Raw genomic sequence first — 17,250 nt, forward strand, 5'->3', positions numbered from 1 at the left:
GGGTGTGTCTTTTTTTGTTGTATGGCTTCCTATCCTCCCAGGGTACCTGGTAAGCAGGGCAGTAGAAGATGGAGGAATGAAATGACGACAGATTCACTGCATCGCTTAGTTCGGAGCGTAAGATGGACATGTAGCGAAGCTACATAAGGCCATCCACAGCGACGAACACCCAGTATCCTGGAGGGCAGAACCGTACATGAGAACTCGCTGATTAAGCTAACCCTGCTAGAGCCGTCTCCAGCCAAGATTGTACAAGTTTTATCTATGTGTGTTCATCAATAGAGTCGGCGTTGGGAAAAGTAGGGCAGTAGAAGATGGAGGAGTGAAACGACGACAGATTCACTGCATCACTTTCTTCCGAACGTAAGATTTACCGAGCTGCGAAGCAGAGAAGGGAAATCCACAGTGAGGAAGCAAGTAGGGCCACCGAAAAGCAATTAGATCTATGCGACGCATACGTCCATTGCATCAGGTTCGACGAAGCCCTAATATAAGCACCGTACATTAAAAGATTATATTAAATGCCGTCATGGGCGAGTGTGATAGGAAGCCGCGGCTAGTGATAGGAGGCAAATTACCTCTAAACGATACCGCGGTGCGTAGCACCTATGGTATCGCACCGTATATTAGTTGAGTATCTATAAGGTTTTGTAAATTCACTGTATGTTACTTGGATAAAGTTACGTAAATAAAACAATTATGGAAACAACTATAAGAGAACGCATAAAACCCCTATAAGCCATCTTAACTAGCTTATAGGGGTTATTTCTTATACTAAGCTTATCTTTAATTGTTTATCTAAAGCAAATGCAATTTTACACATAGTAGTTAAACTAGTATTTGCACCTTTCTCTATACGTGCGATTGTAGACTGTGGCACACCAGATTTTTTCGCTAAATCACGTTGTGTTAAACCCGCAGCTTCCCTTGCTTTTAATACGGCCAAGGCATTTTCTAATCTAGCTTTTTCTTCTAAATAGTGTTCTGTTAAAGTAGGATTATTTCTATCTTTCTCAAATATCTTATCTAATGTTTTTAGTGGCATAATACTCCTCCTCAAATTCGTATTTTATTTGTTTTGCTCTTTCTATTTCTTTTATTGGTGTTTTTTGCGTTTTCTTAGTAAATCCATGAGTGATAATATATTGGTTGTTTTTTACATGGAAGTATAAGGCTCTTTGAATATTTGACGAAACTTTTGATCGTATCTCGTTTATTTCGCTATCTAATTTTTTTACCCATTCAAGTTGAATTGCTGCTTGTATACCAGCTTCTTCAATCATTTCTATTGTGGCACGTAATTTATTTCTGTCTTTAACAGGGAGTGAGTTATAAAACTCTTCAAACTCGTTATGACCATTTGGTCTAGTATAAGATATAAACTTCGGTTTCTTCATCCAAATCCTTCTTTCTTTTATGATAGCATATATGCGTTCAAACCTCAATTTTAAAGTGATTGCTTATCTGAATTCTTATTTTTACTATATAGTTAAATTAGTAGCTTTTTGTAGCTTAAAGAAATAATAAGCATAAATCTATAGACTGGTAATCACTATTCAAGTCTTAAGGTATTTAACTATCCTTAAAGGTCTATAATTAAAAGAAATCAAGTTGTATCATTTATTGTTATTAGTTAAATGTAACTGATGTTAATACTTGGTATTTTGGCTAGATGTATATATGTGTGATGAAGATATTAATGAGCTTTCAAGATTTTAATTGTATAGGTCAAACTATCTATAATTATCATTAATGAACGTGCTTTAGGATACGTTTTTTCCTTATAGCTATGTTATACTAATTCTAATACTATATTTTCATAGGAGGTCTTATGACTAAGAAAATTGCGGTCCTCGTGAATGAGGATACAATGCAGCGCTGTTCTTGTGGCGGTTGTTTAAAAGCATTTATGAATAAAGCGGATTCCTTTGAGCGTTATGCAGATGAGGATATTGAGTTGGTAGGTTTCACCCATAGTGGTGGTGATCTAGCCAAGAAAATCGAGTCTTTCAAGAAAAAGGGTGTTACTACGGTTCATTTATCTACCTGCACCCGTGGTAAGAATGAAAATTATGAAAGCATCGCAGAGCAGTGTGCAGAGGCGGGCTTTGATGTAGTGGGCTATACTCATGGGGCTGCCGTTTCTAAGGATGGAAAAGAAGCTGTTATACTTTCAGCTAAACCAGTAGTGGATAATGAATAAATCTAAAATCTTTGATTAATTTTCCATAGAGGAATGATTCATAATTGTTATATAGCGCTCCATAATTGACATATAGATAATAGATGAATAGATGTTCTCTTATTCATTCTATATTTACGATGAAGAGATACTATATGTATAGTGTGTAAATGTTAGAGTACTATTTTGATTGATTATGATATGGTTATATCATTTGAAAGGTTGAGAGAATGAACAAGAAACTTACAGCAGCTACGTTATCTGTAGCTATGGCGGTAACTATGGCACCGGCAATCATGCAAACAGCTCCTGTGAATGCTGCATCTAGTGCAGTACAAACATTGGCAGGTGGTGCTGTTGCCATGGCTTATGTATCTACTGCATTAAATAAAATGGATAATTCTGAGCAAGGCCAACAAGAGAGCTTGGCTCGTACAAAAGAAAAAACAGGCTACTTAAACGATAGTGCAGCTCAAGAGCGCGTACAACGCATTCTGAAAACATTAGAGGCTTCCCCTAGTGTAAAGCGTTCTTACGTTGTCTATGCAAATCCTGATAAAGAGTTTAATGCCTTTGCAACGCTTGGTCGTGTTATGTCCGTTAATAAAGGTGCGTTAGATACCCTTGATGATGATCAATTGGCTTATGTAATGGCCCATGAAATTGCTCATGGTGAGCATAAAGATATTATTAATGGCGCTAAAAAGCAAATTGGCCTTTCTACAGCTGTAGGCATTGCAGCTGGTGGTAGTGAAGGAGCAGCGTTATTATCTAATGTAGCCGGCAACTACTTGTCTAACCAAGTATTTACAATGAGCCAAGAAAAAGCAGCCGATGAACTAGGCTTCAAGATTTTAAGCGAATCTCCTTATAATGTAGGCGGTGCAGCTGGTTCTATGGCGGTATTACGCAACAAAGTGGGGGAACACTATCGTGAAGGGCTTTCACAAGTAGTGGCACCTAATAACCATCCTAAGTTGTCTGATCGTGTAAATAACAATATTTCCCGCATGTACACATACTCTGGAAACCACGTAAACGTGTCTAATGGCGCAGTTTACGTGAACGGCGATAATATCTATAGCCCAGCAGGTAGCGGCCGCTATACAGGGGAAGAACGTGCGTATTACATGGCTGGTAAATTAGCACGTCTGTACCATAACAACCAAATTACGCCAGGCGCTGCATCTTACAGCGGTGACACTGTAACGGTTGCAGGCCAATCCATCGTATCTACCCCAAGTTCTGACGTAGCACTACAAGTGGCGACAAACCTTAATAATGCCTTTGTTAAACCAGCAGGTGCAGCGGTTAATGCTAAAAATCCTGTAAAAGTAAAACAAGAGAAACCTAAAAAGGTAAAGCAAGAAAAGGCTAAACCTGTAAAAATGGAAAAAGCTAAACCGGCTAAAGGTAAAGAAGTAAAACCTGTTACTAAGGCTTCTACAACTAAACATACAGCTAAAGCTACAAATCATTCAAACTCTACGAACAGTGGCCGTAAAACAATCGATAGATAATTTAATTGTTACTGCTATATAAGACCGGGCTATAAATAGCTCGGTCTTTTTTGTATGCCTTGAAGGCTACTGTATTGATTTATGGTACGAATAGTATATATGTGAGTCCGTATATGTTATAAAACTATAGATTTTCTATAACAAAAGCACTATAATATTAAGTATCTATATATATCAATATATTGGGAATTTTTTAATATATAAGAATATTATCTTTGTGATGTGCAAGCTTGTTACCCGTAGTTGTGCGTCTAACATTGCGCTTGTTACTTTCACAGTTAGCATAGCCTCTCATCGAGGCCGTTTCTTTTTTAGAGGAGTTGGATCTGAATGAAACAACCAGAATTGTCGCCGTATATGATGGCTCGAAAGCCATCTGGCATTCGCTTAGGACAAATTAAATTCTTGGAACGTAAGAACCCACCAATTTTGGTGAATGGTTCTATTGGTAATGTAATGCGTCCTATGCATCCCGCCATGCAGCGTCGGTTGTTCGATTTGGGCGGTGTGAATAGCCCGTTCCATAATGGCATCGTGCCATACGTACCAACTACAGGTACTGATGAATGTCGCGAAGCATTCCTTCACATTTTACGCAGCCAAGGTTTTGATACAACTGGTCTTGATGTACTCGTAACAGACGGTGCATCCATGGCGATGGAAATCATCATGCTTGGCGTGTGTGGTGGTGCAGGCGAAGAGGAACGCCCTCTTTTAATGTTCAACCCATCTTATACAAACTATGATGCAGTTGGTCTTCGTATCGGTCGTAAAACTGTAACTGTTGAACGTCGACTTAATGAAGATGGTGAGTTTGAGTTACCATCCGTTGAAACAGTAGAACAACGTATTATCGATACAAAACCAGGTGCGTTGCTCATCATTCCTTACGATAATCCAACAGGTCAATTATTCAGTAAAGAAACGTTGATTGAATATGCAAAATTATGTGTTAAACATAATTTGTGGATTATTTCTGACGAAGCGTACCGCGAATTGGCTTACGAAAAAGGGAAAGAAACATCTAGTATCTGGGCTTTAACCGATAAGGATGTGCCTGGCATTGAAGGCCGTCGTATCAGTCTTGAAACGGCTAGTAAGGTATGGAATGCTTGTGGTCTACGCATTGGCGCCATCATTACAGATAATAAATTATGCTATGAAAAATCTGTAGCTGAATATACAGCAAACCTTAGTGCTAATACACTAGGCCAATATATCTTTGGTGCTTTGGCTCATGAAAGCCACGCAGAGCTTCATAACTGGTATGAGCAACAACGGGACTACTATCGTAAGATGATCTTTGAACTCCATGAAGGTTTTAAAGCGGTAGAACCTGATTTCATCGTATCTCGTCCAGAAGCGTCTATTTACTTTGTTATCGACGTACGGAAGGTAGCAAAACCGGGCTTTGATGGCGTAGAATTTGCCTCCTGGTGTGCTGAACACGGTGCAGTAAGCCTTGATGACGGCAAAGAGTATACACTTCTCATGGCTCCACTCAATGGTTTCTATAGTGGCAAAAAAGGTGAAGAGAATCCCGGCAAAACACAATTGCGCGTATCATTCTGTGAAAATCCAGACCTATTGCGCTTGGCACCTGAATTATTATCTAAACTATTCAGAGCCTACGAAGCACAACGATAGAAGAAGTATAATTCTAATATAACAGATGCCCTCCTTTTGGAGGGCATTTTTAGTTGAATTATTATTACCATAATATTGTTAGTAAAATTAATAAAATAATGATAGAATTATGATATAAGGAGGTGTATATATTGATTAATATTAGACCTGTATCAGACTTGCGTAATAAATTTCCTGAAGTTGAAGAAACCGTTATTACAACGAATTCGCCTGTATTTTTAACTAAGAATGGATATGGAACAATGGTGTTAATGAGTATTGAACAATATTCAGCATTAACAGATCCTATTGAGTATGCCTTGGATGAAGCCGATTCTGCAGCAAAAGAAAGTAAAATTCGATACTCTGGTGCCGATGTATTTCGTCGAGTAAGGGAGAGAATCGATGGAGCGGAAATATAAACTTACGATTTTACCATTAATTTACTATAATCGGCGAGATTTACAAAATATATTAGATGATTAAAAATCAAAAAGAGCTATAATTACATGTATTATAGCTCTTTTTCTTTTATCCCTAAGTATAGTGAATAAGGGAGAATTTTATTTTCTGTTTTCATCATGATCGGATCCCTTAGTATTGATTTCGGCAGCGAGTTGCTCGCCAAGCGCAGAGGTTTCCTCTGTTATAGGATACGAAGTGTCTTCTAAGTTAAGCGTTTTTAATAATTTATCGATATCATCCGATTGGATGGATACCTCTTTGTTATACCATTCGCCGAACTCACGAATTACTTTTTCGTTACGGCGGAAATAGGTATACTGATCAATCTTGCGAGACTCTACGAGTTCCGCATTTTCTAAGATGCTCATAAATGTAGAGATGGAAGATTGAGATACACCACAGCGCTTTTGAATACTCTTAACACTTACACTGTTAGGGAAATCGATAAGAGTTTTAGTGTGTACTTGTACACCGAATTCTTTCTCTGGGTGCTTTAGCCACAATATAATATCTAACCGATGTGGATTTGATAATGCTTTCAAGATTCTTAACGGGTCCATATGGCCTCCTCTGGTAATTCCAAAATAATGAGTGCCTAACCTTGACCGTGGTCTTGCATTATGCGGTCGTATTATACGCGTGTTGCTCCGTATAGGGTTTTTCCTACTTTTATCATACGCTACTTTCACGGTGAAAGCTAGAAAAACTTATAAATTTCACGAATTGATGAATTTTATTGCACTTAATTAAAAATCCTAGTATGCAATAGTATGAGTTTATAATGAGTATATATACATCATATAGAGTGATATATAACACATTTTCGTAAAATATAGAATATATTTATTTTTTTTGCCGATTTTTTAAAGGTGTTTTCGTTCTTCATAGAGAATATATATATACTGTATAAACTTATGTAAGTTAAGCTTTCATTTAAAGGAGCTGAGTATATGGCAATTGATCGCAATGAAACATTTGACGTTATCGTCGTTGGTGCAGGACCAGCGGGCTCTGCGGCGGCACTACGCCTCGCAGAACAGCGGGTAAAAGTATTACTCGTTGAACGCGGTACCGCACCAGGCGCTAAAAATATGATGGGTGGACGTATCTACACACATTCTTTAGAGCGTTTAGTACCGGACTTTAGAGACCGTGCACCATTGGAACGCAAAGTGACAAAAGAGCGCATTTCTATTGGTACTGGCAATGAAATGACGACTATCGAGTATAGTTACCAAGATGGTAAACCAAATGAAGAATCCTACGTAGTATTACGTGCTAAATTTGATAAATGGCTCGCAGAAGAAGCTGAGAAAAAAGGTGCCCTTCTTGTATCTAATGTACAAGTAACAGACCTCATTACTGAAGGGGAAGGCAAGAACCGCCGCGTAGTGGGCGTTCGCTGTCACGATGACGAAGTTTACGCTAAACTCGTTATCATCGCAGAAGGATCCAATACATTGCTATTGGAAAAATCTGGTTTAACAGGTCCTACAGATCCAAGTACAATGGCTGTAGGTGTTAAAGAAGTATATAAACTTAAGAAAGATGATCTTGAAAATCGCCTCATGCTATCTGGTGACGAAGGTATGGCATGGCTTACATTGGGCGATATGACTGATGGTCTATTAGGAGGCGGCTTTATTTATACTAATAAAGAAAGCCTTTCTGTGGGCATGGTTGTAGGCCTTGAGGATATTGGTAAAGCCAATAAATCGGTAGACGAAATGCTTTCAGCTTTCACAAGCCATCCAAGAATTGCACCATTGTTGAAAAATGGTCAATTAAAAGAGCATAGTGCTCATCTCGTTCCAGAAGGTGGCTATAAAGCGATGCCACAATTGGGAGGTAATGGTTATATTATCGTTGGCGATGCGGCGCGTATGTGTATGAATCTTGGTTATACCATTCGTGGGATGGACCTTGCCATCGAGTCTGGTATGTGTGCAGCAGATGCGGTTAACGTAGCCTTGCGCGACGAAAATATGGATCGTGTAGCTAAATTATATGAACGTCAAATCAAGAACTCTTGGTTGCATAAAGATTTGAAATTGTATAAAAATATGCCTGCATTCCTTGCATCCAATCCTCGTATATTCAAGGAATATCCATCTCTCGTAAACAATGTGATGCGAGATGTATTCACTGTTAACGGTGATGGTGCAGTACCAATGATGAAAAAATTGATGGGTCGCGTTGGTGACGTTGGCCTATTTACCTTAATTCGTGATGCTTTGAAAGGGGTGCGTTCCCTATGAAATTAGAAGAGCGCTTGGGCGCCAATAAATACTATGTAGATGAAACGTCTCCTCATATCCTTGTGGATGGCGCTGGCTTCAGCCACGAAGAGAAAATGAAACTCGTAAATGGCTGTCCTGCTGGTTTATATACATTGCAAGAAAATGGCGATTTAGCCTTTGATTTCGCTGGTTGCTTAGAATGTGGTACATGCCGCGTTCTTTGTGGCGAGACAATCGTAAAAACATGGAAATATCCGCGTAACGCTAAGGGCGTAGAATTTAGACAGGGGTGAGTGTATGGAGTTATTAGTATGTATCAAACAGGTTCCAGATACATCTGAGATTAAGCTGGATCCAGAAACAAATAATCTCATCCGCACAGGCTTACCTAGTATTGTAAACCCTGATGACATGCATGCGTTAGAGGCGGCTCTTGCGGTAAAAGATCAATATGAAGGTAGTCGGGTAACCGTTTTATCCATGGGCCCTCCACAGGCTGAAGAAGCACTTCGTCAGTGTTTGTCCCTCGGTGCCGATGATGCGGTACTCGTTACAGACCGCGCGTTTGGTGGTGCCGATACATTGGCTACTAGCTATACCATTGCGTCTGCCATCCGTCATATTCAACGTACGATGAACCGTCAGTTTCAAATCATTTTCTGCGGTAAACAGGCTATCGACGGCGATACTGCACAAGTAGGTCCTCAAATTGCAGAAGAACTCGGTATGGCACAAGCAACGTATGCTTGTAAATTCTCCGTAGATACAGCGGCTCAAAAAGCAACTGTAACACGGGAGCACGAAAATGGTTACGAAATCGTAGAGGTGCCATTGCCATTATTAGTAACGGCTACAGCTGAGCTCAATGAGCCACGTCAACCAGGCCTTTGGAGCTCTATTTACGCGAAACGTTATGAAATTTCTCATGTCACATTGCGAGATATGCCTAATATTGATGAAAGTCGTATCGGCCTTAACGGTTCCCCTACGCGCGTACGCAAAGTATACCAACCACCTCTCCGTGGTAAGGTAGAAATGTTACCATCCATAGAGGAAGGGGCTAAAAAGGTTCTTGAATTGGCGTACCATATTAAGCCAGAAAAATTTGCTCATCTATTAGTGCCAAATGATGCACCTGTTGAAGTGGTTGAGGACAATGATGAGGGTGTAGATGTAAAAGACCCGGTGCAACGAGCTGCATCTGTTGAGAGCGTCTCCCCTAGTGAGTTTAAGGCGGTAGCAGCTGCTAAAGGTAATGAAGGTTCTAAAGGAGGTGACCGGTAATGGCCGTAACAAATTTTGATGAATATAGAGACGTCTTTGTTGTAGCCGATACCATCGATGACGTGGTACATCCGGTTACGTATGAACTCATCGGTCAAGCTCGCCGCATTGCTAAAGAACTAGGCCAACTTGTTCAAGTTATGCTATTAGGTGAGAATGTGCAAACCGAAGCAGAGGAACTAGTAGCACATGGTGCTGATATAGTTCACGTTTTTGAAAGTCCGCTTTTAAAATATTATACAACTGATGGCTACACTAAGGTGTTAACAGATTTCTTTGAAGACCATAAGCCTAATATCCTCTTGATTGGTGCTACTAACAATGGTCGTGACTTGGCACCTCGTATGTCTGGTCGCATGCAAAACGGCGTAGTAGCAGACTGTACAATCTTGACTGTAGATACGAATGAAGGTCTTGTAGAATGGACTCGTCCTGCTTTGGGTGGCAACATCTTGGCGGAAATCATTTCTCCAAACCATCGTCCGCAAATGGGCTCCGTACGTCCTAATGTATTTAAAAAGCCTGAACGTATTGCAGATAGCTGGGGTCGCATCCAAATTGAACAATTCGACCTCAAACCCGAAGACATTCGCATGAAGCGTTTAGACTTTATTCCGTTCAGTAAAGATGGCTACAATATCCAAGAAGCAGATATCATCGTAGCTGGTGGTCGCGGTATGGGCTCTAAAGAAAACTTTGATAAACTTTACGAACTTGCTGAAGCTATCGGTGGCGTAGTAGGCGCTACACGACCACTCGTTGAAAAAGGCTGGATTGAATTGCCGTACCAAGTAGGCCAAACTGGTAAAACTGTAAGCCCTAAACTATACTTGGCATTCGGTATCTCCGGCGCTATCCAACACGTGAGCGGCATCTCCGGTGCTGACACAATCGTAGCTATTAACAACGATCCAAATGCTGAAATCTTCCAACACGCTAACTATGGCATCGTAGGGGACTGCATGGAAGTGTTAAATGATATGTTGGCGCATCTGAAATAAAAGACGTAGTATTTGAGCTCTCCTCGTCAAACCTAATAAAACAATAGGGATACCTATCCTCAGCCTTCATGGGTACGCGTAGCGCCCAAGGCGGCTTCGAATAGGTATCCCTATTTGCTTTCTAGCTGTGGTAGAGCTCAAATATCAGCGTATTAAATGTAGCTGTGCCAATATATCATTCTAGGGAATAGCAGAAGGCTCTAAAGCGAGCTAAGTTGCTTCCGGAACGGTAATCCTTTTTCATTTCTATACGATTTCCTTTCAGATGCGTCAATATGTCATTTGGAGAAGGGCGGAATGGTACGCGTAGCGCCCAAGGCGGCTTCGAATAGGTATCCCTATTTGTTTTCCATGTATACAATATTTTCGCCGATTATAGGTGGTAGGGTAGCGTTTTTGGATTTTGAAAATGGTATAATGAACTTGATAGAATAAAATGGATTGATGATGAGGAGGCTTTTATGGCTCGTAATGTTTTTGTCACTGGTGCAACGTCTGGTATTGGTCTTTGTATTGCTGAGGCTTATGCCAAGCATGGGGATAATGTGTTGATTTCTGGCCGTCGTGCTGAGTTGCTCGACGAGGTACAGGCTCGTTTGTCTAAGGAGCATGGCGTGCGTGTTGAGACTTTAGTTCTTGATGTGCGTAGTCGCGAGGATGTTGAAAGCAAGGTTCCTGCTGCTATTGAGGCTTTTGGTGGCGTCGATGTGCTCGTAAATAATGCTGGTCTTGCACAAGGCCTTGATCCTTTCCAAGATAGTGCTGTTGATGATGCGGTGACTATGATTGATACTAATGTGAAAGGCCTTTTATATGTAACAAAAGCAGTACTACCTTTTATGATTGATAAAAATGAAGGTCATATTGTAAATATGGGCTCCACTGCAGGCATTTATGCATATCCAGGTGGTGCAGTGTACTGTGCTACAAAGGCAGCGGTTAAGACATTAAGCGATGGCATTCGCATGGATACTATAGCTACAGACATTAAGGTTACTACCATTCAACCAGGCATCGTAGAAACTCCATTTAGCGAAGTACGATTCCACGGTGATGCGGAACGAGCTAAATCTGTCTACGCTGGTATTGAGGCTGTTCAACCAGAGGATGTAGCCGATGTTGTACTATATGTAACTAACCAACCTAAACGCTTGCAAATTTCCGATGTAACTATCATGGCGAACCAACAAGCGGCAGGATTTATGGTTCATAAGAAATAATAGGGTATTATACTAAGATTGATAACATGATATAGGTAGTATTTATTACTTGAAATTCTATATCATTTAGGATATACTTGTTAAGCACATTTTGATAAATATAATTTTACAAAATGCATTTTCGGAGATTGTTGTTATGACAACGAAGATAAAAACATTACTAGTGGCTTCTTTAGCTTGTGCAGCTATTGGTTCCTATAGCATTACTAGTGCACACGGGCCATCTGTTGGAGATAGATCTGTGTCTATGACTGGTGGAATCTCAGTTGAACCTACAGAACCAAATGTTATTATGCCTAGCCCCGTACATGTGTTCACCACCGTTAAAGAAGCGGCGGAGTATATGAATATAACACCACAGATGCCAAAGTTATTGCCTGTAGGCTTTAATATTCAATCTGTCATAACCTTAGAGAAAGATATATTACAAGTGGTTTATGTCTATGAACCTGGTGCGGATCCATATTATAACCAAGCTGGCGGCGCATATATTATATATCGCTCATCTAAGTTACCTGGTGATATCAGCGGTGACCATAAGATTCATAAGGTGATAGAAACTGAAGGTGTAGACGGTATAAAGGTTACTTTCAAAGGCAGTGACAAAATGGTTTATCTTGCATCGTGGATGAAAGATGGACAAAATCATTCTTTAGATTTTTATCGCCCCGTTACACGAGATGTGGCGAAGGCTATTATCCGTAATATTGTTGAAGAAACATCACATATAAAATAATGTGTTTTTAATAATATTTGTGTTAACCGAAGGGAGATTATACGGATGGTTAAAAAATTTGTATTGATGGCGGTTGCATGTGCGTGCATAGGTTCTTATACTGTAGCTGGTGCACAAGGTACTTATGATGTACCACCTGATCCAGCTAAACCTGTAGTTGCAGAACAGGCAGCTCCAATGGTTGGTATGCCAAGCCCAATTCATGAATTTGCTACTATTGATGAAGCTGCTAAATACATGAATATTATGCCTCATCTACCTAAAGTATTACCTGTAGGCTATAATATTGAGTCTGTAAGCACAATCAATAAAGATGTTTTGCAAGTTGTGTATGTTTACCAAGCTGGTGAAGATACAACGCGGAACCAAGCGGCAGGCAAACGTATTGTGTATCGCGTAGGTACTACAAAAGGTGATATCAGTGGTAATCATAAGGATTATCGCGTTACAGCTACAGAAAAGGTAAACGGTACAAAGGTTACTTTCAAAGGTGGCGAAAAAATGGTATATCTCGCAGGTTGGACGAAAGATGGTCAAACACATGCGATGTACTTTGAGCGCCCTGTAACTCGTGATATGGCAAAAGCGATTATTGCTAACACTGTTGCACCTACAGCACATGCAGCATATACAAAATAATATAACAGTCCAGCCTAGTGGGATAGGCATGCGAGCTGTGGTGAAGCAATCGCATGGACACTGTAAGGGTTATATAAGAAGCGGCCCCTCTCATGAGGGGCCGTTTTAGTATATATGCTAAAATTTCATAATGAGAATCATTCTAACATACCTATATGGGTATATCTAAAAATTAGAATCATTGTTAAAATTAAATATAGTTGTTTTTTGATAAAGAAGGCAGGTGATGTATTGTATCGATTAATACTACAGCGTTTGGCAAGTATTGTAGGTATTTTATTGGTTGTTACCATCGGTACATTTGTATTGATAAAATTATCTCCTATTGATCCCGTGTCGATGAAGTTTAATCTTCTAGGAGCTACACCAGATCCAGTTGTAGTTGCACAGATACGAGAGCAGTTGGGGCTCAATGATCCTTGGTGGCAGCAATACTTACGTTGGTTAGGTCAAATTGTACAAGGGGACTTTGGTGAGTCCATTCTGTACGCTTTACCAGTAGCGACCATTCTTGGTGGCGCCTTGCCTAATACCTTAGGGCTCGTATCCTTATCTCTTGTTATAGGGATAGTGGTGACCATACCGCTCGGTATGCTATCTGCAAAGTATCAAGACTCATGGATTGATCATGGGGTTCGTCTCGTTACATTCTTAGCGTTAGCAATCCCTGGGTTCTGGGTCGGTTTATTATTACTGTACTTATTCGGTGTTAAATTGCAGTTAGTGTCGGTAACGAATACCACTGGCTTTTCTGCCTATGTTCTGCCCGCGGTAACCCTTGCTTTATGGATATGTGGTCTCTACATTCGTCGATTGCGCAATGCTATTTTAGAAGTGTCGCGACAGCCCTTTGTACAGGGGGCGCGAGCATTAGGCTTGCCAGAATGGATGGTCTACACCCGTTACATATTCCCTCATGTAGGACTTATGTTGTTGCCTATGATGGGGGTAACGATGGGCGCTATGCTAGGTGGATCTGCCGTTATTGAAACGGTATTCGCCATAAAAGGTATTGGTTACATGATGGTGCAAGGTATTATGGCTCGTGATTATGTATTGATGCAAGGCTACATTATTTGGATTACTATGGTGTTCATCGTGATTAATATTATCATTGATGTATTGAGTGTTTGGCTGAATCCGAAGCGAAGAGCCGCTATAAAAGGAGGCTCCTATGAGTAGACGAAAGCCTTATACTTTATATGTAATGTTGGTATTATCTGCTTTGTGGATTGTATTTTTCCTGTGTGCTCCTTATATAGCACCCTTTGATCCTGAAACGACGAGTGTTGCGGACCGCTTACAAGACATTAGTAGTACCCATCTATTAGGGACTGACCAACTCGGTCGTGATGTGTGGTCTCGTATTCTCTACGGTGGTAAAGCCTCTTTAGGGATTGCTTTCACCATCATTGGCATTAGTGGGGCCATCGGTATCGCTATTGGTGGATTAGCAGGATTCTCTACACCTCACGTTGACCGTTGGTTATCTCGTTTAATCGATTTAGTACTTGGCTTCCCGAACATGGTGATTGCCATTGCTTTCATTGGTATCATGGGACCGAGCATTACGAATGTCATCATTTCCTTGTGCATTACGAAATGGGCGGAATATGCCCGTATCACGAGAGGCCTCGTACAGATTGAACGCCACGCGGAGTATATTACCTTTGCTCGCATGTCGGGCGCTTCAAACCTACGAATCCTATGGCGCTATATTCTGCCGAATGTACTGCCACCATTGGTAATCGTCATTATACAACATCTAGGGGATGCTATCATCTTGGTAGCTAGCTTCTCACTCATCGGCATCGGCGTTCAACCGCCAGATCCGGAGTGGGGTGCTATCTTGTTAAGTTCCCGAGATTTCCTACAAACGGCGCCGTGGCTGTTGATTTACCCAGGGCTCGCCATTTTCATTACTGTTGTTTTATTTAACTATATTGGCGATGCGTTGCGCGATGCCCTCGATGTATCTCGTTAACCGTGCTGTGTATAGATTTTTATGGTGAAAGCCTCTTTCACAGAGGCGATGTTCAAAAAGGAGAAGTTATGAAACGTTGGTTATTAGCATGTCTCACAATGCTGTGCATGGTGGCTCTCTTGGTTGGTTGCGGTAGCGATACTGCTAAAGACGGCAAACAAGGGAAGCATATGAATGTTGGTTTGTATTGGTTTGGTGAAACATTAGATCCAACTCACGAATGGGATGCATGGACATTGACTCGTATCGGTGCAGGTGAAAACTTAGCCGTTGTAACACCGGATATGAAATTTGCCCCACAATTGGCAGATTCTTGGGAAAATGTGGACCCTACAACATGGAAATTCCACATCCGTGAAAACGTTAAATTCCACAATGGTACACCGATGACACCTCAAAAGGTAAAAGAGTCCATCGAGTATACGATGAAACAAAGTGCTCGTTCCGCTAAAGCAGTTAAAATCGAGTCCATCACAGTAGATGGTCAAAACTTGATCATTAAAACTACAGAGCCTAATGGTTCCTTGTTATCTAGCTTGACTGAACCTGCTTTCGTTATCATGGATACTGCAGATCTTAAAGACGTAGCGTCTAAACCAGTTCTTACAGGCCCTTACAAAATCACTAATTTCAAAAAAGGTGAAACAATTGAACTCGTTGCCTTCGCAGATTACTGGGGCGGCAAACCAGCTCTTGATTCTGTAACTGTAAAAGACATCGAAGACAACAATAAACGCGCTATGGCGTTACAATCTAAAGACGTAGACGTGATTCAAAAAGTGGACTCTGCTAACCGCAGCTTGTTCAAAGACGGTTTCAATATTCAAGATATCGCAGGTGTTCGTGTGCTTATGTTGAAAGCAAATCATACAGAAGCATCTCCATTGCATGATAAAGCTGTACGTAATGCGATTGCTCATATCATTAACTATGACTCTATGGCAAAAATTGTTGGTAATGGCTCTACACCAGGTGGGGCACCATTCCCTCCATCTGCAAACTTGGGCTTTGATGCGATTGCTAATAAACCGATGACAGACCTAGCAAAAGCCGATCAAATCTTGACTCAAGCTGGCTATGCTAAGAACGCAAACGGCATGTACGCAAAAGACGGTAAAGACTTAGCGATTACTCTTGCTGTTTGGGGTAAAGACACAAGTTTATACGAAGAAATTCAACAAGAGTTGAAAAAAGCTGGTATCGCAGTAACTCTTAAAAAATTACAAAGTCCTGATGAAGTAGATACACTTGGTACAGACGGTTTTGATTTAGTAGAACGCAATGTAGTTACTATGTCTACAAATGATCCTTATTGGTTCCTCAGCTTATTCTACAAAACTGGTGCTAAAGCAAACGTTGGTGGCTACTCTAACCCTCAAGTAGACGCGTTAATCGACCAATTGTCCGTAACATTTGATCAAAACGAACGCTCTAATATTGCTAAACAAGCACAACAAATCTTAGTTGATGACGTAGCAGATATCTACTTGTTATACCCAAGTGCAACAGTTGTATCTACTACAAAAGTTAAAAATGTACCAGTACATCCAATCGATTACTACTTATTAACAAAGGATTCTACTATTGAATAAATCTGATTGTATAGTATTTGATAAGGTTACAATTTCATATGGTGCGGAGCAAGCGGTGCGCGATGTATCCTTCTCCGTGCCCAATGGTGAGGTCTTTGCCATCGTTGGTGAAAGCGGCTCTGGTAAATCTACGTTAGTTCGTGCCGCCTTTGGCATGTTGAAACAAGCTAACATTAGCGGCCAAATTTTGCTAAACGGAACCGATATTTCTACATTGAGTGATGGTGATTGGCGACAATTGCGGGGGACAAAGATTTCTATGATCTTTCAAAATCCCAGTGCCTATCTAAACCCAAATCGCACCGTAGAAAATCACTTCAAAGATTTATTTCGTGCCCATGGTGAAAGCTATGATGTAAGTCGCGTTATAGATATGCTTAATCTCGTTCACTTAACCGATGGAGAACGTATCTTGCAGTCCTATCCGTTTCAGTTGAGCGGTGGTATGCAACAACGGTTAGCCATAGCCTTAAGCCTCATCTTGAAGCCGAGCATCGTATTTGCCGACGAACCGACTAGCGCCTTAGATATGCTCGTGCAAGCCTCTGTATTGGACCTTATGAAAGAGGTAACACAGGCTCTTGGAGCAACGGTGATTATTGTAACCCATAATATCAAGGCGGCTGCTCGTATTGCCAATAGCATTGGGGTTATGAATAAGGGGCAACTCGTTGAAGTGGGATCATCCGAAGAGGTCATGGCCCATCCAAAGGATGAGTATACTCGTATCTTGTTAGATTCCGTAACGAAAGTGGTGTAGT

The 17,250-nt window shown here is 40.7% G+C and carries 18 protein-coding genes; 15 read left to right on the forward strand and 3 right to left on the reverse strand.

Features of this window, described 5'->3' with window-relative positions; translation table 11 throughout:
- Positions 1–769: 769 nt before the first annotated feature.
- Positions 770–1,045, reverse strand: coding sequence for a helix-turn-helix domain-containing protein (locus tag VCHSUH03_RS02870; protein ID WP_105094002.1), 276 nt, complete (start codon positions 1,043–1,045; stop codon positions 770–772).
- Positions 1,023–1,397 carry a type II toxin-antitoxin system RelE/ParE family toxin gene (locus tag VCHSUH03_RS02875; RefSeq protein ID WP_105094003.1) on the reverse strand — a complete coding sequence of 125 codons (375 nt, stop codon included), beginning with the start codon at positions 1,395–1,397 and terminating at the stop codon, positions 1,023–1,025. Before VCHSUH03_RS02875 ends, VCHSUH03_RS02870 begins: the two co-directional genes overlap by 23 nt.
- Before the next feature lie 434 nt (positions 1,398–1,831).
- On the opposite strand from VCHSUH03_RS02875, the gene VCHSUH03_RS02880 reads away from it, so the two are divergent.
- The 4 genes from VCHSUH03_RS02880 (at position 1,832) to VCHSUH03_RS02895 (ending at position 5,750) form a co-directional block, all read left to right on the forward strand.
- Positions 1,832–2,203 (forward strand): CGGC domain-containing protein, encoded by a 372-nt coding sequence (locus tag VCHSUH03_RS02880; protein ID WP_105086315.1) that lies wholly within the window; start codon positions 1,832–1,834, stop codon positions 2,201–2,203.
- A gap of 209 nt (positions 2,204–2,412) precedes the next feature.
- Complete coding sequence (locus tag VCHSUH03_RS02885) at positions 2,413–3,702, forward strand: M48 family metallopeptidase (RefSeq protein ID WP_105094004.1); 1,290 nt, start codon at positions 2,413–2,415, stop codon at positions 3,700–3,702.
- A 330-nt stretch (positions 3,703–4,032) separates the two neighbouring features.
- Complete coding sequence (locus tag VCHSUH03_RS02890) at positions 4,033–5,349, forward strand: pyridoxal phosphate-dependent aminotransferase (RefSeq protein WP_105094005.1); 1,317 nt, start codon at positions 4,033–4,035, stop codon at positions 5,347–5,349.
- A 122-nt stretch (positions 5,350–5,471) separates the two neighbouring features.
- Positions 5,472–5,750, forward strand: coding sequence for a type II toxin-antitoxin system Phd/YefM family antitoxin (locus tag VCHSUH03_RS02895; RefSeq protein WP_005387370.1), 279 nt, complete (start codon positions 5,472–5,474; stop codon positions 5,748–5,750).
- 141 nt (positions 5,751–5,891) lie between these two features.
- Here the strand turns inward: VCHSUH03_RS02895 and VCHSUH03_RS02900 are convergent, their stop codons facing one another.
- Complete coding sequence (locus VCHSUH03_RS02900) at positions 5,892–6,353, reverse strand: ArsR/SmtB family transcription factor (RefSeq protein WP_105094006.1); 462 nt, start codon at positions 6,351–6,353, stop codon at positions 5,892–5,894.
- Between the two features lie 390 nt (positions 6,354–6,743).
- Here VCHSUH03_RS02900 and VCHSUH03_RS02905 point away from each other — a divergent pair, with 390 nt between their 5' ends.
- The 11 genes from VCHSUH03_RS02905 (at position 6,744) to VCHSUH03_RS02955 (ending at position 17,249) form a co-directional block, all read left to right on the forward strand.
- On the forward strand, positions 6,744–8,051 hold the full coding sequence (locus tag VCHSUH03_RS02905; protein WP_105094007.1) for an FAD-dependent oxidoreductase: 1,308 nt from the start codon (positions 6,744–6,746) through the stop codon (positions 8,049–8,051).
- On the forward strand, positions 8,048–8,326 hold the full coding sequence (locus VCHSUH03_RS02910; protein ID WP_005387378.1) for a ferredoxin family protein: 279 nt from the start codon (positions 8,048–8,050) through the stop codon (positions 8,324–8,326). Before VCHSUH03_RS02905 ends, VCHSUH03_RS02910 begins: the two co-directional genes overlap by 4 nt.
- 4 nt (positions 8,327–8,330) lie before the next feature.
- Positions 8,331–9,317 (forward strand): electron transfer flavoprotein subunit beta/FixA family protein, encoded by a 987-nt coding sequence (locus VCHSUH03_RS02915; RefSeq protein ID WP_105094008.1) that lies wholly within the window; start codon positions 8,331–8,333, stop codon positions 9,315–9,317.
- Positions 9,317–10,318, forward strand: a complete 1,002-nt coding sequence (locus tag VCHSUH03_RS02920; protein WP_105094009.1) for an electron transfer flavoprotein subunit alpha/FixB family protein — start codon at positions 9,317–9,319, stop codon at positions 10,316–10,318. The genes VCHSUH03_RS02915 and VCHSUH03_RS02920 overlap by 1 nt, the downstream gene beginning before the upstream one ends.
- Before the next feature lie 461 nt (positions 10,319–10,779).
- The gene (locus tag VCHSUH03_RS02925; protein WP_105094010.1) at positions 10,780–11,538 is read left to right on the forward strand and encodes an SDR family NAD(P)-dependent oxidoreductase; all 759 of its coding nucleotides are present in this window, start codon (positions 10,780–10,782) and stop codon (positions 11,536–11,538) included.
- A 136-nt stretch (positions 11,539–11,674) separates the two neighbouring features.
- A complete protein-coding gene (locus tag VCHSUH03_RS02930; protein ID WP_105094011.1) occupies positions 11,675–12,274 on the forward strand; it encodes a hypothetical protein in 600 nt (199 codons plus the stop codon).
- Positions 12,275–12,319: 45 nt separating this feature from the next.
- Positions 12,320–12,913, forward strand: coding sequence for a hypothetical protein (locus VCHSUH03_RS02935; protein ID WP_105094012.1), 594 nt, complete (start codon positions 12,320–12,322; stop codon positions 12,911–12,913).
- A 231-nt stretch (positions 12,914–13,144) separates the two neighbouring features.
- Positions 13,145–14,095 carry an ABC transporter permease gene (locus tag VCHSUH03_RS02940; protein ID WP_105094041.1) on the forward strand — a complete coding sequence of 317 codons (951 nt, stop codon included), beginning with the start codon at positions 13,145–13,147 and terminating at the stop codon, positions 14,093–14,095.
- Positions 14,088–14,897 carry an ABC transporter permease gene (locus VCHSUH03_RS02945; RefSeq protein ID WP_105094013.1) on the forward strand — a complete coding sequence of 270 codons (810 nt, stop codon included), beginning with the start codon at positions 14,088–14,090 and terminating at the stop codon, positions 14,895–14,897. Before VCHSUH03_RS02940 ends, VCHSUH03_RS02945 begins: the two co-directional genes overlap by 8 nt.
- A gap of 68 nt (positions 14,898–14,965) precedes the next feature.
- Positions 14,966–16,489 carry an ABC transporter substrate-binding protein gene (locus VCHSUH03_RS02950; RefSeq protein ID WP_105094014.1) on the forward strand — a complete coding sequence of 508 codons (1,524 nt, stop codon included), beginning with the start codon at positions 14,966–14,968 and terminating at the stop codon, positions 16,487–16,489.
- The gene (locus VCHSUH03_RS02955) at positions 16,482–17,249 is read left to right on the forward strand and encodes an ABC transporter ATP-binding protein (protein ID WP_105094015.1); all 768 of its coding nucleotides are present in this window, start codon (positions 16,482–16,484) and stop codon (positions 17,247–17,249) included. Before VCHSUH03_RS02950 ends, VCHSUH03_RS02955 begins: the two co-directional genes overlap by 8 nt.
- Position 17,250 lies beyond the last annotated feature (1 nt).

It is taken from the genome of Veillonella infantium, from assembly GCF_002959895.1.
Lineage (GTDB): Bacteria > Bacillota > Negativicutes > Veillonellales > Veillonellaceae > Veillonella > Veillonella infantium.